Origin of the sequence: Ruminococcus sp. NATIVEDY161 (assembly GCF_045819895.1) — a bacterium.
Classification (GTDB): Bacteria; Bacillota; Clostridia; order Oscillospirales; family Acutalibacteraceae; genus Ruminococcoides.
In genome coordinates this window covers 2,409,762-2,435,367 of the sequence record NZ_CP162392.1, presented here as the reverse complement: position 1 = coordinate 2,435,367, position 25,606 = coordinate 2,409,762, and the positions used below count along the sequence as shown (strand labels likewise).

Below are 25,606 nucleotides of genomic sequence, written 5' to 3'. Positions count from 1 at the left end.
ATGCATTTTGGTTTATAATGAGGCGTTTAAGGAAGAGCCGCCCCCTCAGTCAGCTAAAGCTGACAGCTCCCCCAAAGCTTACGCGTTGGGGGAGCCTTTAAAATATTTGCCAAACTTTTTATAATAACATTATGGGATTAGATTGAGTCGAATGCCTCGGATAAATCGAAGATAATATCGTCAATGTGCTCAGTGCCGATTGAAAGGCGGATTGTGTTCGGACGAATCCCCTGCTCCTCGAGCTCCTCGGCGTTGAGCTGTGAGTGAGTTGTTGAAGCCGGATGAATCGCAAGGGATTTTACGTCGGCAACGTTTGCGAGAAGTGAGAAGATTTGCAGGTTGTCAATGAACTTTTTAGCCTCTTCCTCGCCGCCCTTGATGTCGAAGGTGAAGATTGAACCGCCGCCGTTCGGGAAGTACTTTTCATAAAGCGCCTTGTAGGGCGAGTCGTCGGTTGAGGGATGGTTAACGCGCTCAACCTTTGGGTGGTTTACGAGGAAGTCGATTACCTTTTTGGTATTCTCGGCGTGGCGCTCAACCCTGAGCGACAGGGTTTCGAGCCCCTGCAGGAAGATGAACGCGTGGAAGGGCGAAAGCGTTGCGCCGGTATCTCTGAGCAAAATTGCCCTGATATATGTAACAAACGCCGCGCCGGGAGCTGCCTTTGCGAATACTGCGCCGTGGTATGAGGCGTTTGGCTCGGAGAACTGAGGGAATTTGCCGCTCTGCTCCCAATCGAAATTGCCGCTCTCGATAATTACGCCGCCGATTGCCGTGCCGTGACCACCGATGAATTTTGTCGCGGAATGAACCACGATGTCCGCTCCGTACTCGATAGGACGAAGAAGGTACGGCGTTGCGAAGGTGCTGTCTACAACAAGCGGAATGTTGTGAGCGTGAGCGATTTGCGCGAGCTTTTCTATGTCGATAATATTCGAATTCGGGTTGCCGAGGGTTTCGATGTAGAGCGCCTTGGTGTTTTCGTCGATCGCGTTTTCAAAGGCGTTTTCCTCGTCGGGATTTACAAACTTAGTTGTAATTCCGTAGTTGGGCAGGGTATGCGCCAAAAGGTTGTAGGTACCGCCGTAGATTGTCTCGGCTGCTACGATGTTCTCCCCTGCCTTGGCAAGTGCCTGAATTGTGTAGCTGATTGCCGCAGCGCCTGAGGCTACCGCTAAAGCTGCCGTGCCGCCTTCAAGTGCGGCAATTCTGCGCTCAAAAACATCCTGCGTTGGGTTTGTAAGTCTGCCGTAGATGTTGCCTGCGTCGCGAAGTCCGAAGCGGTCAGCCGCGTGCTGGCTGTCATGGAACACATACGAGGTTGTGGCGTAAATCGGCACTGCGCGTGCGTCGGTTACGGGGTCAGCGGTCTCCTGACCGATGTGAAGCTGTTTTGTCTCAAATCTTAAATTTCTTTCTGTAAGTTTACTCATTATGATTACTCCTTTGTTGTTTTGATAGTTTGATTTTGTTTGAATGTCGGCGGGAATTTCGCTTTACATTCGCGTATCAAAGCAACATTGGTTTATGTAAATTAGCATTTCTTATTACTCCTATCAGGATAGTAGGTTTTTACGTTGGGATTATATTACCACACAAAACATAGTTTGTCAATAGGTTTTTTGAAATTTTTATATATTTACCACGCTGATATGCCAATAATTGCCATTTGCGGTGCACCCTATCCACCCTGAAAAATAAAAAAGAGTGGCGGGTAACAAAGCCTTGCCTTATCACTCCGCCGCTGTATACGGTTTATTTAATTGTCAGATTGGGCGACCGCGAAACCGCCCCCTACATCTGTAATGGAAATATTAGCATAATCGGAATCGTCTGCCCCCTCCGTCACGCCGCTTGAGCGGCGTGCCACCTTTTTCTGGCGAAAACGGCAACCCTTTTGTCACTTCGTGACATTTCCCCTAACAGGGGAATTTCCCGTAACAAGTGACGGGGGAGGCTTTAAATTATAAACAAACGTTTCCGTTAAATATTCTTATTCCTTATTATTTACGTCGTCAGTCCTCGGATGAAAAATCCGTGAGCATAGTCGGGGACTGCACGTCCTTAAGCTTGCGCTGAATTTGCCTTGTGCGCACTCCTACAAGCTTATCAAGCTCTTTGTTGGCTTGGTCAAGTCTCATCTGCGTTGCTGTTAGCACGTCGTTGAACTTGTCAAACTCCTGCTTAACAGAGCCGAGCAAGTCCCAAACCTCAGAGCTTCGCTTTTGAACGGCAAGAGTTTTGAAACCCATTTGCAGTGAATTGAGCAGAGCCGCCATTGTGCTCGGACCTGCGATATTCACCTTATACTTGCGCTGTAGCTCCTCTACCATTCCGCGGTTTACAACCTCGCTGTACAACCCCTCAAACGGCAAGAACATAATCGCGAATTCCGTGGTGTTCGGCGGGTCGATGTACTTGTCGCGGATGTCCTTTGCCTCGTTCTTGATTGTGGTAATCAGCGCCTTTGCTGCGAGGTCAATCTGCGCCTTGTCGCCCTGTTCAATGGCGTCGCGCAAGGCGGCGTAGGTGTCGCCGGGGAACTTTGAGTCTATCGGCAGGTAGATAAAGCTGTCGTCCTCGGCAGGGAGCTTTATCGCGAATTCAACCACATTTTTTGAGCCCTTTTTGGTGGCGATGTTTTCCTCGTACTGCTCGGGCGGTAAGATTTCGGTGAGGATACTTCCGAGCTGGATTTCGCCCAAAATGCCCCTTGTCTTGACGTTCGAGAGCACCTTTTTGAGGTCGCCCACGCCGACCGCGAGGTTCTGCATTTCTCCGAGTCCCTTGTAAACCTGCTCGAGCCTTTGGTTGACGAGCGAAAAGCTCTGGTTCATCTTTTCCTCGAGGGTTTTCTGGAGCTTTTCGTCTACGGTTTTGCGCATTTCCTCAAGCTGTCGGTTGTTGTCGTTTTGGAGCTGTTCAAGGCGCTTTTCGACCGTTTGACGGTTCGCTTCAAGCTGTTTTTCAGTCGTCTGACGGTTCGCTTCAAGCTGTTTTTCGGTCGAAAGTCTGATATTTTCAAGCTTTTGCTCGGTGGATTCGGAAAAGGTTTTCATCCGCACCTCGAGCGAATTGAGCTTTTCGGACTGCTGTTGGGAAAAACTGCGCTGATTTTCCGACAGCAGGTCGCCCATATTCTTGACAGAAGTCTGAGTTTGAGTGCTCAACTCCTGCCTTAAAGCGCTGTTTTGGCGTGAGATTTCATCCCTAACGGTGGGGACAACCTCGTTTTTTACGGCGTTAATTATCTCATCGTTATTGTCATTATTATTCTTTTTCAGAACAATAACCAGTAAAACAATCAGCAAAATTACCGCAAGCACGCCTAAAATCACGGCTATAATACCGATAAAATCCATATTTTTCACCCCATTTTTAATCTTAAATAATCATATCATACGGGGTTTTGTTTGTCAACGAGCGCGGAAGACTCAGGGCTATAAACAGTACAATGCTCAGTCAAAAACCGTCTCGACTACCTTTTTGCAGCCCTCGGGCGAATACAAAAATCGGCTGATATGGTCGCCCGTATAAAAATAATTCTGCTTTTCGGGCGCGTGCTTAGCTTCAAAGGTATCTATTATAATGAGCTTGATTTTCATTTTTTCGGGAATAATGCTCTTGATATATACGCTTGCCTGCTGACCGACCTTTACCCCTTCCCTGCTCTCGGCAAGACCTGCGAGGTTCGGGGTGAGCTCAATAAACGCTCCATAATTTTCGACGCTTCTTACAATTCCCGATACAGTTTCGCCCGCCGAAAAGCCCTCGGCGTTTTGCTCCCACGTGCCGAGCAGCTCCTTTTGGCTGAGGCTTATTCTGCCGTTTTCAATGGACTTTATGACGGCTTTAATCTCCATTCCCACGCGGAAGCGCTCCTTGGGATGTTCAATCCGCGAGACAGAGATTGAGTCAATCGGCATCAGCGCGACTATTCCGCAGCCGATGTCCGCAAATGCGCCGAAGCTTTCGAGGTGGGTTATCGCGGCGGTTACGACGTCGCCGCGCCTGAGCTTTGATATGTAGCTTTCAAGGCAAATTTTCTGCGCCTTTTCTCGCGATAAAACCGCGTATTCCTCGCCGCTTTGGTCGGTCTTAATATCCGTAACCACAAAGCAGACGGGGCGGTTAACGCGCGAGATTACCGCGATATCGCGCACAGAGCCGTCTTTAATCCCCACAGCGCCCTCCTCCCTTGGGATTATTCCGCGGAATGAGCCGAACCTGACGGTGAGGTTGTGCCCCGAATCGCAGAGCACGGCGGTGGCTTCGAGTATTTTTTGAGTTTGCATAGCCTCGCGCAGGGCTGACGGTGAGCTCAGCACCTTTATATTTTCCCGGGTATTAATGAGTTTTCCTTCGGGTAAAAATTCTGACATTTTTCTGCCTCCGTATATCTTTTGATAGCTTCAAGTAATTCTATGATAACGGCGCGGTATTTATGCAGAGGTGTAAAATTGCCCCGATTTGCATTTTTGTGTAAATTGTGGTATAATACATTTGTGTGTTTTATGATTAATTAAAAAATCCGAAAGGACAATAATTATGAAAAAAATCATTAAAGCACTTATCGGTTCGATATGCGTTGTTTTAAGCCTTATTTTAGCGCTTTCGTTTGCCGGATGTTCCGAAAAAAAGAAGGATGAAGCTCCGACTTCCGCCGCAACCGCGGACGAAGCAGACGCGACCTATCCTGTCAGCACAGGCGACGAAGCCAAGGCGATAAGCGGACTTGAAGCGATGGGCTTTGACCCTGCCGCGCTGGGCATTGAACCGAACATTAATAACGACAATAACCCTGTGGGCTTTCAGCTTGAACAGCCTAAAAAGGGAGACACAATTGCGGTTATCCACACCGGTATGGGCGATATTACGCTGAGGCTCTTCCCTGCTCAGGCTCCGAAAACTGTGACTAACTTTGTGAACCTCGCGAAGGCAGGAAAGTACAACAACACCACCTTCCACCGCGTTATTAACGACTTTGTTATTCAGGGCGGTCACAGCGGCGAGGACCCGAAGCATCCAAACGGAATTAGCTCCTACGGCTCTGAGTTTGAGGACGAGTTCTGCGACAAGCTGTTTAACATCAGAGGCGCGGTTTCCATGGCGAACAGCGCTAAGGATTCTAACGGCAGTCAGTTCTTTATCAACCAGACCTCTGCCGAAGCGTTCAGCTCAAACGGCGGATGGCAGCAGTATAACGATTTGTGGAACAACGTTAAAAAGCAGCTCAACAACTACAGGGATTCTAACCTTTTGCAGGCGTTTATCGACGAGAACGGCGACAAGTTTATTAACACCGCGATTATTCCCGACGAGGTTAAGAGCCTGTACTCAAAGAACGGCGGTAACCCAAACCTTGACGGCGTATATAATGCCGCCGACAGAGGAAACACCGTGTTTGCGCAGGTAATCAGCGGTATGGAGACCGTTGACAAAATCGCCAAGGCGCAGGTTGACAAAAACAACGTTCCGCTTGACACCATTTTGATTAATTCTGTAGAGATTAAAACCTACTGATACGGAGAAAACTATGAGTGATTTGCCCATTGTCGCGCTGATGTACGACTTTGACCGAACCCTTTGCACCAAAAATATGCAGGGCTACAGCTTTATTCCGAGCCTCGGGATGACCGACGGCGAGTTTTGGGATTACACAAACGAGCTGGGCTTAAGAGAGCATATGGACTCGGTGCTGGCGTATATGTACGCTATGGTCAAAATTGCGCAGGATAAAAACATTGCCCTTAAGCGCGAGAGCCTTGTTAAGATGGGCGAAAATATAGAGTTCTTCAAGGGCGTTGAGGGCTGGTTTGACCGCATTAACCGCTTCGGTATTGAAAACGGCGTGCAGATTGAGCACTATGTTATTTCATCGGGAATGAAGGAGATTATTGAGGGCTCGTCGATTAAGGACTGCTTTAAGAGCATTTTTGCCTGCGAGTTTTTGTACGATGAAAACGGCGCGGCTGTTTGGCCGAAAACCGACGTTAACTATACCAACAAAACCCAGTTTGTTTACCGCATTAACAAGGGCGTGCTCGACGTTGCGAACGACGTTGACCTAAACCGCTCGATGCCCGACGACAGCAAGCGCGTTCCGTTTTGCAATATGATTTATATAGGCGACGGACTTTCGGACGTGCCGTGTATGAAGATGATGAAGGCGTACGGCGGTTACTCGATTGCCGTGTACCAAAAGCGCGACAGCAAGGTTGAGGCTCTGCTGAACCGCGACAGGGTTGATTTTATATATCCTGCCGATTACAGCGACGGCACGGGGCTTGATATGACGGTTAAGAACATCATTAAAAAGATGGCGATTGCCGACAAGCTGACCGCGGAAAATTCAAGCCAAAAGAAGAATATATAACGATTTGGGAGACTGCCGCTTGACAGTCTCCTCTTTTTATTATCAAGAGCAAATTTTGCAATACAAAATATACAATAAGAAGGGTGTTTTTGTCGCTTAAGCATACAAAATATAGAAAATAAAAAAATTTAAAAATACCCTGTTCAAACTTTTTTTCATGTGTTATAATTACATATATAGGAGTATATCTATAAGTAATTACGGAGATGTATTTATGTTTGGCAGACTGAGAAGCCTTGACCGCAAGGTTCTTGACAACATAAGCCGTATTCACTCACCGGGAATGAATATGGTCATGAAAACCGCCTCCAGATCCGCAAATGTCGGGCTGATTTGGTGGCTTGTTTGCCTGCCGTTTTTAATTAACCCAAACTGGCGCTCTATCGGCTTTAATTACGTAATCGCGCTGTGCTTTGCGCACGTTATGGGTGAAGGTTTGATTAAACACACCGTCAAGAGAATACGTCCCTGCCACGACCTTGACGACGACGAGCAGATTATTAACCGACCGAGGTTCTACTCCTTTCCGTCAGGTCACACAACCGCCTCGTTTGCGATGGTCGGCGTGTCGATTTACAGAGGACTTCCACCCTATGTGGTACTCCCGATTTTGGCTATTGCAATGCTTATCAGCTTTTCGAGAATTTATCTGCGGGTTCACTACCTGACCGACGTTATCGCAGGAATGTTCCTCGGACTTATTTGCAGCGGGATTTCGGTGCTGTTCTTCCACGCTATCGGTTTAGCCTAAATATTTAAAAGCTTACCGCCCTTGATTTTTGTCAAGGGCGGTTTTTGTATATCTGCATGCATCATAAAGGAGCACCAAACGATGCTCCTAAAAATTTAAGGCAATACCGCATAATTCAGGTGTGCGGATTGCGCAGCAAGATTTTTCGTCAGGTTGTACAAATAAATCAAGGTAAGGCTGACGCCTTGCCGAGATTTTTTGGGCAAGCTGACGGAATAATATTCAAGCAAGCCGTGCGCCTTGAATTGTGCGGTGTTGCCTTAATGTTTTGTTATGCTAAGTCTTTCCTTTTAAGCGGCATAAAGCCGAGTTCCTCCTGCATAAGTATCATCAGGGGAATTCCGAGCAGCAGTGGGAAAGCCGTGCCGTTTAGGAAGATTGTTAATGACAGCAGATTAAATTCTACTTCCGGATAAATCAGCTTGACTGACGGCGCTATTATCAGCGTTTCGACCACTGACGAGACAACTACTACCGCGAGCTGTTTGAGCAGGTCTTTTCCGGTTCTGAGTGAAAACTCTGTTTTTGCAAACTTTACAAAGAACAGGTAAAAAACAAACGGTGCTAAAAAATTCGCCGCAAAGCCTGCGATTGAGCTCCAGCGCAAGCTGTCGCTCATAATATCGCCAATAAGGTTGCCGATTGCAAAGGCGAAGCAGCCGGGAATTCCAAAGAACACTCCGAACACAGGCTTTAACAGCATTACCGGTCGGATGTCGGTAAAACCGGGGATAATGCTTATAACCTTGAACGGAATTGCGATTATAAGATATACGGCTATAAGGATTAACGTCAGCAAAATAAACTTTACGGGCTTGGGGAGGTTACTGTTTTTCAGAAACATTTTTCAGCCTCCTCTTCCCTTTGAATTCGATAATTTCGACAAGACTGCCTGCAACAATCAGCACGGCGCCTATGATATGGAAAGGCGTGGGGATTGCCCTGTCTACAAGATTTTCTGGTAAAACCGCTCCCCAAATCAGAGAAAACACTATCTCGAGTGAGTAGATGATTGTCGATTCTGTAGCGGTGGCTCTCCTTTGAGCGAAGATGTTTAAGGTCTGTGCAAAGGCTACGATAAAATATGCGTGAATAAACAGGCTTGCGATTATCGTGCTCGACCACGGAATGGTTGCGAATGTGGACGGCTGTAGAACAAACCATATCACAAAGCAGATTACAGCGACAAATGCCGAGATAAAAACCGACAGTGTGATTGAGTCGTGCTCACGCGCAAAATCGTTGAGCTTTACGATAAATACCGAGCGGATTATACATCCGAGTAACATAAAAAGCAGCCCTGCGTACGGTATTTGGGTCAAACTTCCGCCCAATGCTATTACAATTCCGCTCAGAACAAGAGCTACGGAAATCCATGTTTTTGCCCCTACGGTTTTCCTCATCGTAATCAGAACAACCGGCAGTACGACTACCGTCATCGAAAACGTAAACGCGCCTGTGGAAACGTCGAAGGACTTTAAGCCGTACATATACAGAGCGTTGTAGGCGCAGTTGAGCACTCCGAGCAGCAGGCATTTCAGCAGTATTTTTTTGCTCGATTTACTCATTTCCCTTTTTATCCGCTTGAAAAAGCAGGCGGCGAGAACAACCGTTGCGATTGCGTTGCAGATAAATGTTGTCGCAAAAGGCAGGACACTGTCAGGAATACACGAAAAAATAATTACCTATGTTGACCAACAGAGAGTAACGCAGATAAGGCAAAGATTTGCCTGTAACCGGTTCATAACCAATTCCCCCTTAACAATATAATACCAAAATTATTAAATTCTGTCTATAATTAAGAGAGAATAACTTGACAAATAATTAGGCTGTTGTAGAATAGTAACAGACTTTTTACTGTAACGGAGGCAAATATGATTTTAAGAAAGCTTGCAAAAGGCGCTCCCGAGGTGGATATTATTACAAAGCTCAACTTTGAGGCATTCCCGATTGAGGAGCATACCGAGACGGATTTTATCTACGACTTTGAAAAAGATTCGCTCGACTTGCTCGGAATTTACCTTAAGGAAGCTCCTGAGGATTTTGCAGGTTACTTTTTGTGTATCAAAAACGAAAAGACCGTGTATATTTCATATTTTGCGATACTGCCCGAAAAGCGAAACCTCGGTATCGGCACAAAGGCGCTTGAAGCGCTTAAGGAGTACTACGACGGCAAGCAGATTGTGCTGTACTTTGAAAGTATTTTTGAAGAATGTGAAAATATCGAGCAGAGGAAGCGCAGACGCGAGTTTTATATGAGAAACGGATTTTTTGAGACAGGCTGGTTCATTACCGTTAAGGGAGTGATTTTTGAGATTGTCGGCTCTAAAAAGGATTTTGACCTGGAGTCATATCAAAAAATTCTCGATTGGATTCACGCCGAGATTCCGACTTTGGACTCGTACTTATACAGACTTGATAAATAACAAACACCGCCTTGATGAAAAATCAGGCGGTGATTTTTTTAGCTATTCTTTATTTTCTGACTGCCGGTTGTCCAGACGTGCTTTGCCTTGGCGTTTTGAAGATGGTAGCTAAGCGAGGAATCTGTGATTCCCGACGCCATAAGCGACACTACGGTGATGATACATTTTGTTTTCACGTCGATTGCTTCTTCGTTCCAAACCTTACCGAATAAAACATCGTCGTTTAAGTGCGCGAATGACGGAGCGAAAGAACCGAGCTGTTCTCTGCCGGCGGTCTGTACAATCTTTTCTTTCATTTCAAATTCCTCCTATTTCAATATTCTAAGCGTTTATTAATTTTTTTGCGCAGGTGTAGGAGAGCTCGTAAATTGAATAAAATACATATCCGACCTCTGCCTGCTCCATAGCGATTTTCTGCTTGTCGGTCACTACCGTGTAGGGGTAAATTCCGTAGATGAACGGAAAGAAACAGTAGATAAACTCCTCTCTCGCCTTTTCGCTCATATCGGTGCAGAACTTTTTGAGCATTTCATCAACCGCTTTAAGCGACTTGCCGTATGCCACCTTGAACTCGCAAAGACGTTCCTCGCGGCTGTTCTCCTCCATATCGTAGTGGTTCATACTCATCAGCTTTAATAACAGCCTGCGTTTTTCGAGAGACGCGGCAAGGGCTTTTGCAAGCTCATCCTTTGTCATACTGTCATTGTCCTGCGTAGTTTTTGTTAAATCCTCAACCCAGAGCTCGTATTCCTTTTGCAGGATGGCAAGGAAAATTTCTTCCTTAGTCTCAAAATAATTGTAAATTGAAGCGCGTGAAAAGGTTGTGAAATTCGCGATTTTCATTATCGTAATATCCTTGAAGCTCATTTCCTTGTAGAGCGTTTTGCATGCAGAGATAATTTCTTCCTTTCGTGCGTTTGTCAGCTTGGGAGACCCCTTCGGCATATAAATCACCTTGTATTCCATTATTTAAATTATTCTGACATACTGTCAGTAACTATATAATACGCCTATTCTGACACAATGTCAATAAGTAATTCGTATTTTTTATTATAATAGGCATTAAAAATCCACCGGCTGAAAAACCGGTGGATTTTGCGTTAAGTATTGAATTTTATTTTAGAATTCGTCAATCAGTTCTGCCGCGTACCGCTGAATGAGAGTTGCGTCAGCTACTGTTACAAAACCGTCCTTGCTTGTGTCTGCTGCGAGCAAAGCGTTGCCCGTGAGGGTGATAAGCTCTGCGGCGTGCTGCTGAACGAGTGTTGCATCGGCAACTGTGATATATCCGTCACCGTTAACGTCACCGAGGGTATAATCCGAAGGAGTCGCGCTCTTTTCGGTTGTGACGTTAATTGTCACCGCGCCTGTTACCTTTGTGATACGGTAGGTATTCTCCACACCGGTATCCTTTACGTTTTTATACGCGCCTTCCGCGGTTACGGAATCGAGCGTATAGCCGTTTTTGAGAACTACAACAAAGTTAATTTGTCCGTCGCCCGTAACAACGGGATTGCCTGTGCCGCTATCGCGCGCAACCGCGGTTGTTACGCCTGTTTCGTCTGCTGATGTGTAGTCCTGAGTGTAGTATACGTTAACGGACTCTACGCCCTCGTCGCACGCGAAGTTTGCCGTGAAGGGTGAAGCTGTCTTTGTGTCGGTGTACTGAGTTGAGCCGATAGAAGCCTTTGCTGTAAAGGTGATTAGTGATGAAGATGTCAGCACGCTTGATACCTCGCCGTCAACATTTACGGTGTTGCCGCAATCCGCGCAGGTGTATGAAAGCGTTGCAGTGCCGTAGCCGTCGCTCCAGCTCCACGACGGAGTTGTGCCTGAGGCGATTGTTCCGTGTTCACACTGAACGGTTTTAATTGTGATGGTTGTGTCGCCGCTGATTTTTGTAATGCGGTAGGTGTTTGCAAGCCCGGTGTCGGTCGGACCTTTGATGTTTTTGTATGTTCCCGAGGTAACCGTTACGCTGTCGAGCGCGTAGCCGTCGGCAATATTGATTGTAAAGTTAACCTGACCGTCGCCTGTTGAGTCGGGCTCTCCTGTCGCGCTGCTGCGTGAAACGGTTGTGCCTGTGGCTGAAACGGATTCGCTTGCACCTGTGTAGTCCTGAGTATTATAAACGGTAAGGGAGCTTACTCCGCTGTCGCCTGCGAAGGTAACTGTGTAGCCGTTATCGACTACTTCTTCCTGATTTACCGAGTGGTCGCAGGCGTCAACCGAAACGGTCATGGGGATTGTCTGCTTTTCTGTCGCGCCGCATTTTGTGCAGGTGTAGGTCTTTACTCCTGATGATGTTGAGGTAGCCGCGGTTGTCACTGTACCTGAGTTCCATGTGTGGCTCTGTGAGCCGCCCTTACAAGCCGTTACGCTTGTAGCTGTCGTGAGCGACGGTGTGCTTGATGACACTGTTGAGGACCACGAAACCATAGTGAAGTTGACCGCCTTGGGAAGCGAATAGCTTAATACTACGCTGCCGCTGCTGCCTGCCTTGGCGTTGATGACCTTGCCTGCCGTGTAGCTTGTTGTGCTTGATGTATATTTTTGATTGGTGCCGAACCAGCTTGATTTTGCTGAACCGTCCATACCTGCCGCGCCTGCGGTGAATACGGTAGCGCCTTGGATGGAAATTGTGCCGTCGGCGTCAATGGGAGAATTATCTCCGCCGGATTTCATACTGAATACCGCCTGAGTTCCGCCGTAAAGATACAAGCCGCCGTTGGAATCAATACCGTCGCCGTTGCAGTTTACGTACAAATCTCCGCCGTAGATATAAATGTTGTAACTGCCTGTTGTTTGAGTGTTTCCGCCGGGGTTAAAGCCGCCGCCTCCGGGACGTCCGCCGGGATTAAAGGTGTTTCCGCCGCCCGCGCCGGGATCCGAGCCGTTTGTGCTGCCGCCTGCGGCGTTTACGCCGTCGTCGCTCGCGACAACATAGTAACGTCCGGAATAAACGTATACAGTGCCGCCCTCGAGTCCTTCATAAGATGTGCTGATGTTTACGTCGGGGTTGCGGTCAAAGCCGTTTTCTGTGCCGAGCGTTAATGAGGTGTCGGCGTGCATACCGTCGTCGCCTGTCTGAATAGTGAAGGTGCCGCCGGTTACGGTAGCGTTTGCGTCGGAGTGAATTGCGTCGTCGCCTGTGTTAATGGTGAATGTACCGCCTGTGATGTTGAGCGCAGGCTCGATACCTGCCTCCTCGGCACGGTCACCCGAAGCCTTTAAGCCCTTGCAGCTGTAGGCGTTTGCGAGAGTATCGTTCCAAACGCTGTAGCCCTTCCATGTGCGAATATCGAATGTACCGCCGTTAATGTTCAACGCGGTGTCAGCCTGAATTCCGTCGCCGTCAACGTCAATATCGAATGTGCCGCCGTTGATTGTCACCGTGCCTGCGGACTCGGTGTCGATAACCGTTCCCTCGGTTTCGTCTGTGGCGTCGGGAGTACTCTTAATACCGTCGTTTGCGGCTTTGATTACATATGTGCCTTGGTTGATTACGATACTTCCGTCGCTGGCTATGCCGTTGTTGACAGCCGCGCCGGAGGTTGTCGCTCCGTAGTATTTTGAATTGCCGCTGACATTTATTGTGCCGCTCTGGTTAAATATCAGTGAGGCAGTCGCGCCGCCCTTGATGCCGTTCTTGGCGTTGGCTACTGCATTGAGGTTGCCCTCGCCGCAGAAGGTAACGGTTGAGCCGCTCTTTACCTTTACCGCCGCGCCCTCAAACGCCTCCGCAACGGTTGTGTCTGTTGATGTCTCGTTCGCGGGGTCTTCGTTATCGGTAAGCGTGGAGGTTCCCACCAGATGAATATTTACCGTTGCCGTCTTTTTTACGACAATAGGCGCGGTGGTCGAGGACGAAAGAGACAGATTGTCAAGAATGAGCGTTACATTGCTCAGACCCTTGCTGACTATAATCGAGCCCTCGGTGCAGCTGCCTGTGATACGGTAAGTACCTGCCGTTGTGATAGTAAGCGTTGTGCCGTCGATTGTGTAGCCGCTGCCTGCCGAGGTTTCGGTGATTGAGCTGTTCGAGAACGTCAGCACCGCGCTCTGCTCGGCAACTGCCGAAACGGAAGAATCCGCGTTAACCTCTGCCGCAGAAATCGCGGTGATTGTGAAGGTTGATATCAGTGCAAATACCAATATCAGGGATAATAATTTTTTTGCCATAATTAAACTCCTCTCATTTTAATTACTCTACCGTGGGGTATTCGAACGCGATAGAATTTTTTACGGTATCATTGTAGAGGAGAAACCTTAAAAAAAGCATTAAAAATTTTAAATAAAAGTACCCTTACCGGAAAATACACAAATTTTACTGCTTTGTTGACTTTTGGAAGCGATTGTAGTAAAATGGAATTGCAATAGTTTATTTAATACAAAGTAGGTAAATCGGAGATTATTATGGAGATATTATTTGTTCTTGTACCTCCCATTTTATGCTTTATTCTCTTTTTTCGCGGACTTAAAACGATAAAAAGCTGCAAAAATGAAATGAAAACAAATCCCGATGATAAGCTAAAATCAGAAATAAGAAAACAGACTATAATAATGATCGTCACCGGGGTAATCGGAACAGTAACCGGAGTGTTCTCTTTATATGAATTTATAATATTTATGCGTGTGCTAATAGACGACATTCTGCGTTTGGCAACAGGCAAGACCTTGTTTATGTAGAAAAGGATTTTTTAACAAAAGCCTCTGATTTGAGATTTCAAGTCAGAGGCTAATCATCGTTGTCATTGTTGTATCGCTCATAGCCGCAGCGGTTATAGGCGTTATCAGCTATGCCAATTTAGTAAATGAGGTGCGAAACTATACCTATGAGGCGGCGCTTAAGGGTACGGCGGTTACATCGTCCGACAAAGAGGCCGACGATAACGGTATTGAAAAATATTTAAGCACCGGAAAGCCCGACGAAGGCTATGAAAATGTTTTTCTTAACCTGCTGCTGATTAATGACGACTACGGCTTGCAGAGCTGTGATGTTTTTGTTCCGTATGAGGATCATATCACCTATATAGCGTCAACCGAGGACAAGACCTTAGGCGAATCTCTTAATAAAAATGCCGAATATTTCGGAAACGAAAAGGAATATGTTACAAGAGCATTGAAGGCTGAGACTGATACCGAGCTGAATCCCGAGAAATCAAAGAGAGAGAACATCTACACCGAAAACGAAAAGAACGGCGTTAAGACCGTGACCTACTACACTCCGGTGCTTGACAGCAAAGGAAACGCCGTTGCAGTTTTTGCGGCGAGCTACTCCACCGACAAGGTGCTCGGTACTATTTTCGGATATATCGGCGGACTTATCGGAGTAGCGCTCGGCGTTATGCTGCTGTCTGTGATTATCTTCTACTTCTCTATCCGCAGGCATATTATCAAGCCTGTTGTTAAGCTGACAAAGGCTGTGCGCACGGTTAAAGAGAGCGTTAAGAACAAAGAGGTTGTTAAAACAGATATCCGCACCGGCGACGAGATTGAGGAGCTTGCTGTTTCCTTTGAGGATATGAACAGGGATTTAATCGGTTATATTGACGAAAACACAAGAATTACCGCTGAAAAGCAGAGGCTTGATACCGAGCTGCGCCTTGCGACTAATATTCAGGCAGGTATGCTGCCCGACAAGTTCCCTGCCTTCCCCGAAAGAAATGATTTTGATATTTACGCCTCTATGACGCCCGCAAAGGAGGTCGGCGGAGACTTCTACGACTTCTTTATGATTGACGAAAACAGACTGGGTATCGTAATGGCTGACGTTTCGGGCAAGGGCGTCCCTGCCGCGCTGTTTATGATGCACTCCAAAATTTTGCTGAAAAGCTACACTATGGTGAAGCAGACTCCCAAAGCCGCGCTTGAGGAGGTTAACCGTCAGATTTGCGAGAACAACCCCGAGGAAATGTTCGTTACGGTTTGGCTGGGCGTGCTCGATTTGAGAACAGGAATGTTTACCGCCGCCAACGCGGGTCACGAAAAGCCTGCCGTTAAGCAGGCGGACGGCCACTTTGAGCTGTTGAAGGATAAGCACGGAATTATGGTAGGCTATATGGACGGCATTCGCTTTAAGGAGTATGAGTTACAGCTTACCAAAGGTGCGAAGCTGTTCCTTTATACCGACGGCGTTGCCGAGGCTACAGACTCCAACGAAAAGCTGTTCGGTACTGACAGAATGATTGAGGCGCTGCGCACCGCCGAGGACAAATCTCCCAAGGAGATTCTCGCGGCTGTGGACGCGGCTGTCGATAAATTTGTCGGCGAGGCTCCGCAGTTTGATGATTTGACTATGCTGTGCATAGAGTACAAGGGAGAAACTGAGGAATAATATATCTTAAATTACAAAGCTGCCGCAGGTGATTTACCCGCGGCAGCCTTTAATTATGCCTTAATAATTTTCAAGATGATATACATAAACCTCAGCCCAGCTGTACTGCTTGATAAATTCTCCTCTGTACAGTTTTTCCGCACCGGGCTTTCTGTCCAAATAGTCGTAGTAATCACAGCTGATTAGGTTTGTGTTGACGGAATACGCGTTGCGTCTGTGCACAAGCACGTCCTCGGCATAATATTTTGAGAGGTCTTTTTTGAGCGACTGAACGGCTTTTTTAAGATGCTCATAGCTTTTACTCTCGTTGATTTCCTCAAAAAGATTGGCGCATATCTCCCCTCTTGTTGCCGATGTTCCCCTAAGGCAGACGAGGTACGCAAACAGCTCCTTTGCCTTTTGACGGGAGAATTTTATCGCCCTGTCATTTACCAATACTTCAAAATTACCAAAGCACTGTACAAACAGCTTTTTTGTATCGTTTCGCGTGTCACCGACGGGCTTGCGGAGATTTAAGAGAGCCTCTCTGAGCTCGTTGTCGTCAACCGGCTTGAGCAGGTAGGCGCTGACATACAGCCGCAGGGCGTCAAGAGCGTATTCCCTGTACGCCGTGACCATGATGATATTGATGTCGGAATCGTAGCTTTTTATCGCCTGCGCAAGCTCCAGCCCGGTTTTGCCGGGCATATTAATATCGAGAAAGGCGATGTTTATTTTGTTGCTTTTTATCTGCTCGACGGCGCTGTCGTAGTCCTGAGCAAAAAAGAATACGTTATCATCAAACGGCGCTACCCTTTCAACCGCGAATTTCAAATCGTAGCGCATACTCATTTCGTCGTCTGCAATTAGTATGTTCATATTTATCAACTCCGCAATTTATTCGGGAATAATAATGACTGCCTTTGTGCCTTTTCCGGGCTCGCTTTCAATTTTAAGCTCGCCCCCACACATAATTTCTACCCTGTTTTGTGTATTTGTGATGCCGACAGAGCCTTTGTCCTTCTTTTTAAGCTTTTTAGTATCAAAGCCCGCGCCGTTATCCTCAACAACAACCAAGCGGTTTTTTCCGTCTTTTTTTGTGGTTATTCTGATTACGCCGTTTTTCTTTTGACCGCTCTTAAAGCCGTGCTGAACGGCGTTTTCTACCAAGGTCTGAACGGAAAACGGCGGAACGTCAAAATCGGTTTCCTGAATGTCGTACTCACAGTTTATTCCGTCGCCGAAGCGCTTTGACTGAATTTGCAAATAGTTTTTTACGATATCAAGCTCCGCCTCAACCGAAATACAGTCCTCCTCGGTCAGATAGTCGGTTATACTTCTGAGGTATCCCGAGAACTCGGACACCGTTTCTGCTGCTTTTTGGGGCTCTGTAAGGCACTGATATCTAATGAGCGTAAGCGTGTTAAAAATAAAATGCGGTTTCATCTGCTGATTGACAAGCTTTAGCTTTTCCTCGCTTAATTTCTTTTCCTTTTCAACAAGGAACTGAACGTAGCTTGCCTCATAGGATACAAACAATATGATAACCGAGATAACAATCGCGATTGTTACAAAGGGGGTCTCGGGCTTAAACAGCTTGATTACGATACCGATAAGCGGCAGTGTCAAAAACGAGACAAAGTGCCTTGTAAGCAGTATTGTCAAAGCGGCTATAAGGCTGAACAATGCGCCCCATATTTCGATTGAAAAATATATATTTTGGATATTATTCATTGCACATTACCCTTTCCGCTTAGCGTGCACGGAGTTGCCGCGGTTTTATATTTATTTCAAAAATTCCTTTGTATTCATCGCGTTTAGGCAATATTCATATATATTGTACTATATTTATCATTTTTTAACTACAGGGTGTTCCATTATGGAACAGCAAAATTTCATTGATTATACAGTTTAGCAAGTTTACAATATAGCACCATAAAAACCGCCGGCTCTTTTGAAAAAGAACCGGCGGTTTAATTATATACTATTCTTTGTATTACGGAGCAGATGAAACGGTTTACCTCAGCGCAGCCTTGATAAACGCCGAAAAAAGCGGATGGGGTTTGTTGGGGCGGCTCTTAAATTCGGGGTGATACTGCACGCCGATGTAAAAATCGCGGTCGCTCAGCTCGACCGTCTCGACAAGTCTGCCGTCCGGGGAAAGTCCCGACAGCGTTAAGCCTGCCGACTGTAACGCATCGCGGTAGTCGTTGTTAAACTCGTAGCGGTGGCGGTGACGTTCGCTTATTTTGGTCTTTCCGTAGGCGCGGTGCATTGAAGTTTTCTCCTTTATCACGCACGGATAAGCGCCTAACCTTAACGTTCCGCCCTTGTCAATTTCATCGTTTTGACCGGGCATATAGTCGATAACCTTCGGCACATTCTGGGCGAATTCGCCTGAATTTGCGTTCTCGATTTCCGCAACGTTTCTCGCGAATTCGATTACGGCAATCTGCATACCAAGACAAATTCCGAAGTACGGAACGCGGTTCTCCCTGGCGTATTTTGCCGACAAAATCATACCCTCTATTCCCCTTTGACCGAAGCCGCCCGGGACGATAATTCCGTCAAGTCCGGAAAGGGTTGAATTTACATTTTCCTCCGTGATATTTTCGGAGTCAATCCACTTGATTTCTACGCTTGAATTCAGGTAATAGCCGGCGTGGCGGAGCGCCTCGGCTACAGACAAATAAGCGTCGTGAAGCTCTACATACTTGCCGACCAAACCGATTGTAACGGTCTTTTCGCGGCACTTGATGCACTCGACCATATGCTCCCAATCGGCAAGGTCGGGCTTGCGCGATTTAAGGTTCAGCTCGCGGCATACAATGTCGGAAATATGCGCTTTTTCGAGCATAAGCGGCGCTTCATAAAGAACCGGAAGCGTAATATTTTCGATTACGCAGTCGGGCCAGACGTTGCAAAAATGCGCAATTTTTTCAAAAATCGCCCTGTCCTTAATCGGCTCGTCTGTTCGGAGAATTATGATGTCGGGCGATACTCCCAAGCCCTGAAGCTCCTTAACGCTGTGCTGAGTGGGCTTGCTTTTATGCTCGCCCGAAGCCTTTAGATATGGCACAAGCGTCACGTGGATGTACAGCCTGTTGTCCTGTCCGACCTCATGGCCGACCTGGCGGATTGCCTCGATAAACGGCTGGCTTTCGATATCGCCTATTGTGCCGCCGATTTCTGTAATTACAACGTCGGCGTCGGTCTTTTTGCCGACGGAATAGATAAAGCGCTTAATCTCATCGGTGATGTGCGGAATAACCTGAACCGTTTTTCCGAGGTATTCTCCGCGGCGTTCCTTTGCGAGAACGTTTGAATACACCTTGCCGGTGGTTAGGTTTGAGTATTTGTTCAAGTCCTCGTCGATAAAGCGCTCGTAGTGGCCGAGGTCAAGGTCGGTTTCGGCTCCGTCCTCAGTAACGTAAACCTCGCCGTGCTGGTACGGGCTCATTGTGCCCGGGTCTACGTTGATGTACGGGTCGAGCTTTTGAGCGGCAACCTTCAGTCCCCTTGCCTTCAGCAGTCTGCCGAGCGAGGCGGCGGTTATTCCCTTGCCGAGTCCCGAGACAACTCCGCCTGTTACAAAAATATACTTTGTCATTTTGTCTCCTTATAAATTCGTATAGCCCATCAGACTGAGGTCAACTTCTCTTGCGCAGTCGCGGCCGTCTCGTATTGCGCGTACTACAAGCGACTGACCGCTGCGGCAATCGCCTGCGGCGTAGACGTTTTCGGCGCTTGTGAGGTGAGAGTCATTCTTGCAGGCAATATTTGTTCTGCCGTCAACATTTGTGCCGAACGCCTTTGTAACATAGCTCTCGCTGCCGAGGAAGCCTGCCGCGATAAGCACAAGCTCAGCCTTGACCTCGTACTCTGAGCCCTTAACTTCCTTCATATTCATCCGTCCGGTCTTTTTGTCCTTTTCAAAGCTCAGCTTTACAAGCACAGCGCCCTTTAATTTGCCATTTTTATCCTTAATGAACTCCTTGACGGTTGTCTGATACACCCTCGGGTCGCTGCCGAATACCTCGGCGGCTTCCTCCTGACCGTAGTCGGTCTTGCAAACCCTCGGCCACTGCGGCCATGGGTTATTTTCGGCTCTGGTATCGGGGAGCTTGGGCATCATCTCAAGCTGCAAAATGCTCTTTGCACCGTGGCGGACGCAGGTTCCCACGCAGTCGTTGCCTGTGTCGCCGCCGCCGATTACAATTACATTTTTGCCCTTTGCCGAAATGAATGTACCGTCCTTTAAGCCGTTGTCGAGCAGAGCCTTTGTGGTGGATTTGAGAAAATCCACCGCAAAGTAAATTCCGTCCGCTTCACGTCCTTTTGCGTTTATATCGCGCGGATTTGACGCTCCGCAGCAGAGGATTATTCTGTCGAACTGTTCTTTTAGTTCTTTTACAGAAATATCCTTGCCGACGTTGACGTTTGTTTTGAACTCAACGCCTTCTTCCTTCATAATGTTTATTCTGCGCTCGATTATCTGCTTTTCGAGCTTCATATTCGGAATTCCGTACATCAGCAGTCCGCCGACACGGTCGCTGCGCTCGAACACAGTTACGTTGTGGCCGCGGCGGTTTAGCTGGTCTGCCGCGGCAAGTCCCGAAGGGCCTGAGCCGATTACGGCAATTTTTTTGCCTGTTCTCACCTTGGGCGGATTCGGCTTTGCAAAGCCCTCGGCGTATGCGGTTTCGACAATCATATACTCGTTATTTCTGACCGTAACCGCGTCGCCGTTCGCGCCGCAGGTGCAGGCTTTTTCGCACAGTGCAGGGCATACGCGAGAGGTAAACTCGGGGAAATTATTTGTAAGTCTGAGCCGCTGATACGCCTGCTCAAATGAACCGCGGAAAAGCAAATCGTTCCACTCGGGAATCAGGTTATTGAGCGGACAGCCGCTAATCATTCCGCCGATGTTAAGCCCCGACTGGCAAAACGGCACTCCGCACTCCATACACCTTGCGCCCTGCTTTTTCTGCTCATCAAGGCTCAGCGGTTCGTGAAACTCGTTGTAATTATTTATTCTCTCTTTAACGGAGAAGGCACGGGCTTCCTCGCGCTCATATTCCATAAATCCTGTAGGCTTTCCCATTAGTGCTCCTCCTTTATGATAGTGTAAAACGCTTCGATTCCGGCTTGCTCGGCGTTCATACCGCGAGCCTCGTTCTCGGCAATTTCCTGAATAATACGCTTGTAATCATACGGAATAATCTTTTTGAAAAGCGGCAGATATTCGCTGAAATTATCAAGTATTCTCTTGCCCTTCTGCGAGCCGGTCGCCTTTACGTGCTCTGCAATCAGCGCCTTTACCTTTTCAACATCGACCTCGTCGCTGAGCTCCGTACACTCGACAAGCTCCTTGTTAAGTCTGCGGTAGAGGTGGTGGTGTTCGTCAAAAACATAGGCTACGCCGCCTGACATTCCTGCGGCGAAGTTCTTGCCTGTTCTTCCCAATACGAGCACACAGCCGCCTGTCATATACTCACAGCCGTGGTCGCCTACTCCCTCGACAACAGCCGTTGCGCCTGAGTTGCGGACGCAGAAGCGCTCGCCTGCAACGCCGTTGATGTACGCATTACCGCTTGTTGCTCCGTAAAGCGCTACGTTGCCGATGATTATATTTTCCTCCGCGCTGAATTTTGAATTTTCAGGCGGATATACGACGAGCTTACCGCCCGAAAGGCCTTTACCGAAGTAGTCGTTGCTGTCGCCCGAAAGCTCAAGCGTTAAGCCCTTTGGAATGAACGCGCCGAAGCTCTGACCGCCTGAACCGCTGCACTTTACGGTGTAGGTGTCGTCTTTCAGAGCCGAGCCAAAGCGCTTTGTGAGCTCTGAGCCAAAGGCTGTTCCGAGCGAACGGTCGGTGTTCTTTATCTGAATTTCAAGCTGCTGTTTTACAGGCTTTGTAAGGTCAAATTCCTTTTCCAAAACGCTTTCGTCAAGAGTTTCGGCAAGCTTGAAGTCGTAAAGGCTTTTTGTTTTATACTCTATTTTTTCACTGCAATTCGAGCTGAAAATTGCCGATAAGTCGAGCTTGCTTTCGCTGTCGGTTAGGTTAGTCTTTTGCTTTAACAAATCGGTTCTTCCAACGAGCTCGTCGAGAGTTCGCACGCCGAGCCTTGACATATATTCCCTGAGCTCCTGAGCGATAAAGCGCATAAAGTTCACTACATATTCGGGCTTGCCTGCAAAGCGCTTTCTCAGCTCGGGATTCTGAGTTGCCACGCCAAACGGGCAGGTGTCGAGGTTGCACACACGCATCATGGCGCAGCCCATTGTTACGAGCGGAGCGGTTGCGAAGCCAAACTCCTCCGCACCGAGAATTGCGGCGATTGCGACGTCACGTCCTGTCATCAGCTTGCCGTCGGTTTCGATTACAACTTTATTTCTTAGGTTATTCATAATCAGGGTTTGATGGGCCTCGGCAAGTCCGAGCTCCCACGGCAGACCTGCATTATAAATTGAGCTTCTCGGAGCCGCGCCTGTTCCGCCGTCATAGCCCGAAATCAGAATTACCCCTGCGCCTGCCTTGGCAACGCCTGCGGCTACCGTTCCCACTCCGCATTCCGACACGAGCTTAACAGAAATACGCGCGTTTTTGTTGGCGTTTTTGAGGTCGTAAATTAGCTGTGCCAAGTCCTCAATTGAGTAAATATCGTGGTGCGGTGGCGGTGAAATAAGCGACACGCCGGGTGTGGAGTGCCTTGTCTTTGCAATCCACGGATATACCTTGCTGCCGGGCAGATGACCGCCCTCGCCGGGCTTTGCACCCTGCGCCATTTTAATCTGGATTTCATCGGCTGAGTTGAGGTATTCGCTCGTAACACCGAAACGTCCCGAGGCTACCTGCTTAATCGCGGAACAGCGGTTTTCCTTTGTTCCCTTTGTGGCAAGGCGTTCGGGGCTTTCGCCGCCCTCGCCTGAGTTTGACTTACCATGGAGCATATTCATTGCGAGTGCCAAGGTCTCGTGCGCTTCCTGAGAGATTGAGCCGTAGCTCATCGCGCCTGTCTTAAAGCGCTTTACAATCTCGTCAACGCTTTCAACCTCGTCAATCGGCACGGGATTTTCTGCAAAGTTGAAGTCGAGCAGACCGCGAAGGCTTACCGCGCTCATCTCTTCATTCAAAAGCTTTGTATACTGCTTGAATAAATCGTAGCTTCCTGTTCGCGTTGCCGCCTGCAGAGCGTGAATTGTCTGCGGATTGTAAAGGTGCTCCTCCTTGCCGCTGCGGTATTTATGAGTTCCGTTTGAGGGAAGCTCAGCACTTGTTTCCAAGTCGAGCGGATCGAAGGCGGCGGTGTGGAGCTTTTCGACATTATCCTCGATATCCTTTATCGTAATGCCGCCTACTCTGCTGACCGTGCCTGTGAAGTATTTGTCAATGACCTCGCCGCTAAGTCCGATTGCCTCGAAAATCTGCGAGCCCATATAGGACTGGATTGTGGAAATTCCCATTTTTGAGGCGATTTTGACAATGCCGTGGATAACCGCGTTGTTGTAGTCGTCAACAGCCGCGTAGTAGTCCTTGTCGAGCAAATCGTCGTGGATAAGCTCGTGGATTGTCTCCTGCGCGAGGTACGGATTTACCGCCGTAGCGCCGTAGCCGAGGAGAGTAGCAAAGTGATGAACCTCGCGCGGCTCGCCGCTTTCGAGTACAATTGAAAGCGATGTTCTGCGCTTGGTAACGACAAGGTGCTGATGAAGCGCCGAAACCGCCAAAAGTGACGGAATGGCGAGGTGGTTTTCGTCAACTCCCCTGTCGGATAGAATCAGGATATTCGCTCCCTCACGGTACGCCTTGTCGGCGTTTAAGAACATCTTTTCAACCGCTTTTTTGAGCGAGGTGTTTTTATAGTACAGTATCGGGATAACCGCGGATTTAAAGCCGCGTTCCCTGATGTTTTTTAGCTTTAAAATGTCTGTCGATGACAAAATCGGATTGTGAACCTTCAAAACCTTGCAGTTTTCGGGCTTTTCTTCAAGGATATTACCCGATTCACCGAGGTATACTGTGGTCGAGGTCACAACCTCCTCCCTGAGCGCGTCAATCGGCGGATTTGTTACCTGGGCAAAGAGCTGTTTGAAGTAGTTAAACAGCGGTTGATTTACCTTTGAAAGCGGCGGAATCGGGCTGTCTGTACCCATTGATGCAATCTGCTCAGAGCCGTCGCGTGCCATCGGCAAAATTGAGGTCATAATGTCCTCGTATGTATAGCCGAACGCCTTTTGAAGCTTTTTTCGCTCCGCGCGGCGGTGCTCGTCAACCTTTAAATTCGGGATTTTCAAGTCCTTAAGCCTTAAAAGATTGCTGTCGAGCCACTCGCCGTAGGGCTGCTTTGAAGCGTAGCGTTCCTTAATCTCGTCGTCGCTGATAAGCTCGCCCTTGGCGGTATCGACAAGGAGCATTTTTCCCGGGCGGAGTCTGTCCTTTGCGACTACCTTTTCCGCAGGAATTTCGAGCGCACCTACCTCTGAGGAAAGGATTAAATTTTCATCATCCGTGATGTAATATCTTGAAGGGCGCAAGCCGTTGCGGTCGAGCACTGCGCCCATAATATCGCCGTCCGAGAAAAGTATTGAGGCAGGGCCGTCCCACGGCTCCATCATTGTCGCGTAATACTGATAAAAATCCTTCTTTTTGCGCGAGATTGTGTTGTTTCTGTCCCACGGCTCGGGAATCGTTATCATCACCGCGAGGGGTAAATCCATACCGCTCATCACGAGGAATTCGAGCGTGTTGTCGAGCATTGCGGAGTCGGAGCCCTCGGCGTTGACCACGGGAATTACCTTATCCAAATCGCCCTTTAGGTGCTCAGAACGCATATTTTCCTCACGCGCGAGCATTTTGTCGGCGTTGCCGCGGATTGTGTTAATCTCGCCGTTGTGGACTATCATTCTGTTGGGATGCGCCCTCTCCCAGCTCGGATTTGTATTGGTTGAAAATCGCGAGTGAACAAGCGCGATTGCGCTCTCAAAATCCTTATCCTGCAAATCGGGAAAGAAATTTCGTAGGTCGCCTACAAGGAACATTCCCTTGTATACTATTGTACGCGAGGAAAGCGAAACAACGTAGGTATCCTCGCTGCTCTGTTCAAAAATTCTGCGTGCGACGTAGAGCCTGCGGTCAAAGTCAAGCCCTTTTCTCACGCCCTCGGGACGTTCGATAAAGCACTGCTGAATATTAGGCATACAGTCAACGGCACGCTGACCGATTGCGTTTGTGTTATGGGGAACCTCACGCCAGCCGAGGATATTGAGCCCTTCCTTGGCGGCGATAATTTCAAACATCTTTTTTGCCTGATTGCGCCTGAGCTCGTTTTGCGGAAAGAAAAACATACCCACAGCGTAATCGCGCTCGTTTTTCAGCTTAATGCCGAGTTTTTCTGCCGCCTTCTTAAAAAAGGTGTGGCTGATTTGGAGCAGAATTCCTACTCCGTCTCCTGTTTTGCCCTCGGCATCCTTGCCTGCGCGGTGTTCAAGAGTTTCTACAATTGTAAGGGCGTTCTCGACTGTACCGTGCGATTTTTTACCCTTGATGTTTACTACCGCTCCGATACCGCAGTTGTCGTGCTCAAAGCGCGGAGAATACAGCGCCGGTTTGAGCTGAGTGTTCTTTTGCTGAAACATATGACTTCTTCCTCTCTGCAATTTTTACGTGTTTATTATAATACCGAATTTTTTGAATTGTCAATACCATTTTGCAAGTTTTTAAATAATTTATT

General features: G+C 47.9%; 18 protein-coding genes and 1 pseudogene. 6 read left to right on the top strand and 13 right to left on the bottom strand.

Annotated elements, in window-relative coordinates; genetic code table 11:
- Nucleotides 1–137: 137 nt before the first annotated feature.
- The 3 genes from AB1I50_RS11550 to AB1I50_RS11540 all read right to left on the bottom strand — a co-directional run bounded on the left by AB1I50_RS11550 (nt 138) and on the right by AB1I50_RS11540 (nt 4,382).
- Nucleotides 138–1,433 carry an O-acetylhomoserine aminocarboxypropyltransferase/cysteine synthase family protein gene (locus tag AB1I50_RS11550; protein WP_407724149.1) on the bottom strand — a complete coding sequence of 432 codons (1,296 nt, stop codon included), beginning with the start codon at nt 1,431–1,433 and terminating at the stop codon, nt 138–140.
- A 582-nt stretch (nt 1,434–2,015) separates the two neighbouring features.
- The gene (locus tag AB1I50_RS11545) at nt 2,016–3,362 is read right to left on the bottom strand and encodes a DNA recombination protein RmuC (protein WP_407724148.1); all 1,347 of its coding nucleotides are present in this window, start codon (nt 3,360–3,362) and stop codon (nt 2,016–2,018) included.
- Nucleotides 3,363–3,458: 96 nt separating this feature from the next.
- Nucleotides 3,459–4,382 (bottom strand): S1 RNA-binding domain-containing protein, encoded by a 924-nt coding sequence (locus AB1I50_RS11540; protein ID WP_407724147.1) that lies wholly within the window; start codon nt 4,380–4,382, stop codon nt 3,459–3,461.
- Nucleotides 4,383–4,548: 166 nt separating this feature from the next.
- Here AB1I50_RS11540 and AB1I50_RS11535 point away from each other — a divergent pair, with 166 nt between their 5' ends.
- The 3 genes from AB1I50_RS11535 (at nt 4,549) to AB1I50_RS11525 (ending at nt 7,127) form a co-directional block, all read left to right on the top strand.
- A complete protein-coding gene (locus AB1I50_RS11535; RefSeq protein ID WP_407724146.1) occupies nt 4,549–5,523 on the top strand; it encodes a peptidylprolyl isomerase in 975 nt (324 codons plus the stop codon).
- Between the two features lie 13 nt (nt 5,524–5,536).
- Nucleotides 5,537–6,376, top strand: coding sequence for an HAD family hydrolase (locus AB1I50_RS11530; protein WP_407724145.1), 840 nt, complete (start codon nt 5,537–5,539; stop codon nt 6,374–6,376).
- A 214-nt stretch (nt 6,377–6,590) separates the two neighbouring features.
- Complete coding sequence (locus AB1I50_RS11525) at nt 6,591–7,127, top strand: phosphatase PAP2 family protein (protein ID WP_407724144.1); 537 nt, start codon at nt 6,591–6,593, stop codon at nt 7,125–7,127.
- Between the two features lie 271 nt (nt 7,128–7,398).
- Here the strand turns inward: AB1I50_RS11525 and AB1I50_RS11520 are convergent, their stop codons facing one another.
- Nucleotides 7,399–7,971 carry a QueT transporter family protein gene (locus tag AB1I50_RS11520; RefSeq protein ID WP_407724143.1) on the bottom strand — a complete coding sequence of 191 codons (573 nt, stop codon included), beginning with the start codon at nt 7,969–7,971 and terminating at the stop codon, nt 7,399–7,401.
- Nucleotides 7,952–8,695, bottom strand: a complete 744-nt coding sequence (locus AB1I50_RS11515) for a DMT family transporter (protein ID WP_407724142.1) — start codon at nt 8,693–8,695, stop codon at nt 7,952–7,954. The genes AB1I50_RS11520 and AB1I50_RS11515 overlap by 20 nt, the downstream gene beginning before the upstream one ends.
- A gap of 306 nt (nt 8,696–9,001) precedes the next feature.
- Here AB1I50_RS11515 and AB1I50_RS11510 point away from each other — a divergent pair, with 306 nt between their 5' ends.
- Nucleotides 9,002–9,553 carry a GNAT family N-acetyltransferase gene (locus AB1I50_RS11510; RefSeq protein WP_407724141.1) on the top strand — a complete coding sequence of 184 codons (552 nt, stop codon included), beginning with the start codon at nt 9,002–9,004 and terminating at the stop codon, nt 9,551–9,553.
- Nucleotides 9,554–9,639: 86 nt separating this feature from the next.
- Here the strand turns inward: AB1I50_RS11510 and AB1I50_RS11505 are convergent.
- The 3 genes and pseudogenes from AB1I50_RS11505 to AB1I50_RS11495 form a co-directional block, all read right to left on the bottom strand.
- Nucleotides 9,640–9,849 (bottom strand): annotated as a pseudogene (locus tag AB1I50_RS11505) (carboxymuconolactone decarboxylase family protein); the annotation flags it as partial.
- Between the two features lie 25 nt (nt 9,850–9,874).
- Nucleotides 9,875–10,498 (bottom strand): TetR/AcrR family transcriptional regulator, encoded by a 624-nt coding sequence (locus tag AB1I50_RS11500; RefSeq protein WP_407724140.1) that lies wholly within the window; start codon nt 10,496–10,498, stop codon nt 9,875–9,877.
- A 174-nt stretch (nt 10,499–10,672) separates the two neighbouring features.
- A complete protein-coding gene (locus tag AB1I50_RS11495; RefSeq protein WP_407724139.1) occupies nt 10,673–13,735 on the bottom strand; it encodes a carbohydrate-binding domain-containing protein in 3,063 nt (1,020 codons plus the stop codon).
- 234 nt (nt 13,736–13,969) lie between these two features.
- On the opposite strand from AB1I50_RS11495, the gene AB1I50_RS11490 reads away from it, so the two are divergent.
- Together AB1I50_RS11490 and AB1I50_RS11485 are read left to right on the top strand one after the other, a co-directional pair.
- On the top strand, nt 13,970–14,242 hold the full coding sequence (locus AB1I50_RS11490) for a hypothetical protein (RefSeq protein ID WP_407724138.1): 273 nt from the start codon (nt 13,970–13,972) through the stop codon (nt 14,240–14,242).
- A gap of 130 nt (nt 14,243–14,372) precedes the next feature.
- Nucleotides 14,373–15,890 (top strand): SpoIIE family protein phosphatase, encoded by a 1,518-nt coding sequence (locus AB1I50_RS11485; RefSeq protein ID WP_407724137.1) that lies wholly within the window; start codon nt 14,373–14,375, stop codon nt 15,888–15,890.
- Nucleotides 15,891–15,950: 60 nt separating this feature from the next.
- Here the strand turns inward: AB1I50_RS11485 and AB1I50_RS11480 are convergent, their stop codons facing one another.
- From AB1I50_RS11480 to gltB, 5 genes are all read right to left on the bottom strand, one after another.
- Entirely contained in the window at nt 15,951–16,748 is a 798-nt protein-coding gene (locus AB1I50_RS11480) for a LytR/AlgR family response regulator transcription factor (protein ID WP_407724136.1), read from the bottom strand.
- A gap of 18 nt (nt 16,749–16,766) precedes the next feature.
- Complete coding sequence (locus AB1I50_RS11475) at nt 16,767–17,603, bottom strand: sensor histidine kinase (protein WP_407724135.1); 837 nt, start codon at nt 17,601–17,603, stop codon at nt 16,767–16,769.
- 283 nt (nt 17,604–17,886) lie between these two features.
- Nucleotides 17,887–19,479, bottom strand: coding sequence for a CTP synthase (locus AB1I50_RS11470; RefSeq protein WP_407724134.1), 1,593 nt, complete (start codon nt 19,477–19,479; stop codon nt 17,887–17,889).
- Between the two features lie 9 nt (nt 19,480–19,488).
- Nucleotides 19,489–20,973 carry a glutamate synthase subunit beta gene (locus AB1I50_RS11465; RefSeq protein WP_407724133.1) on the bottom strand — a complete coding sequence of 495 codons (1,485 nt, stop codon included), beginning with the start codon at nt 20,971–20,973 and terminating at the stop codon, nt 19,489–19,491.
- Nucleotides 20,973–25,511 carry a glutamate synthase large subunit gene (gene gltB, locus AB1I50_RS11460; RefSeq protein WP_407724132.1) on the bottom strand — a complete coding sequence of 1,513 codons (4,539 nt, stop codon included), beginning with the start codon at nt 25,509–25,511 and terminating at the stop codon, nt 20,973–20,975. The genes AB1I50_RS11465 and gltB overlap by 1 nt, the downstream gene beginning before the upstream one ends.
- Between the last annotated feature and the right edge of the window lie 95 nt (nt 25,512–25,606).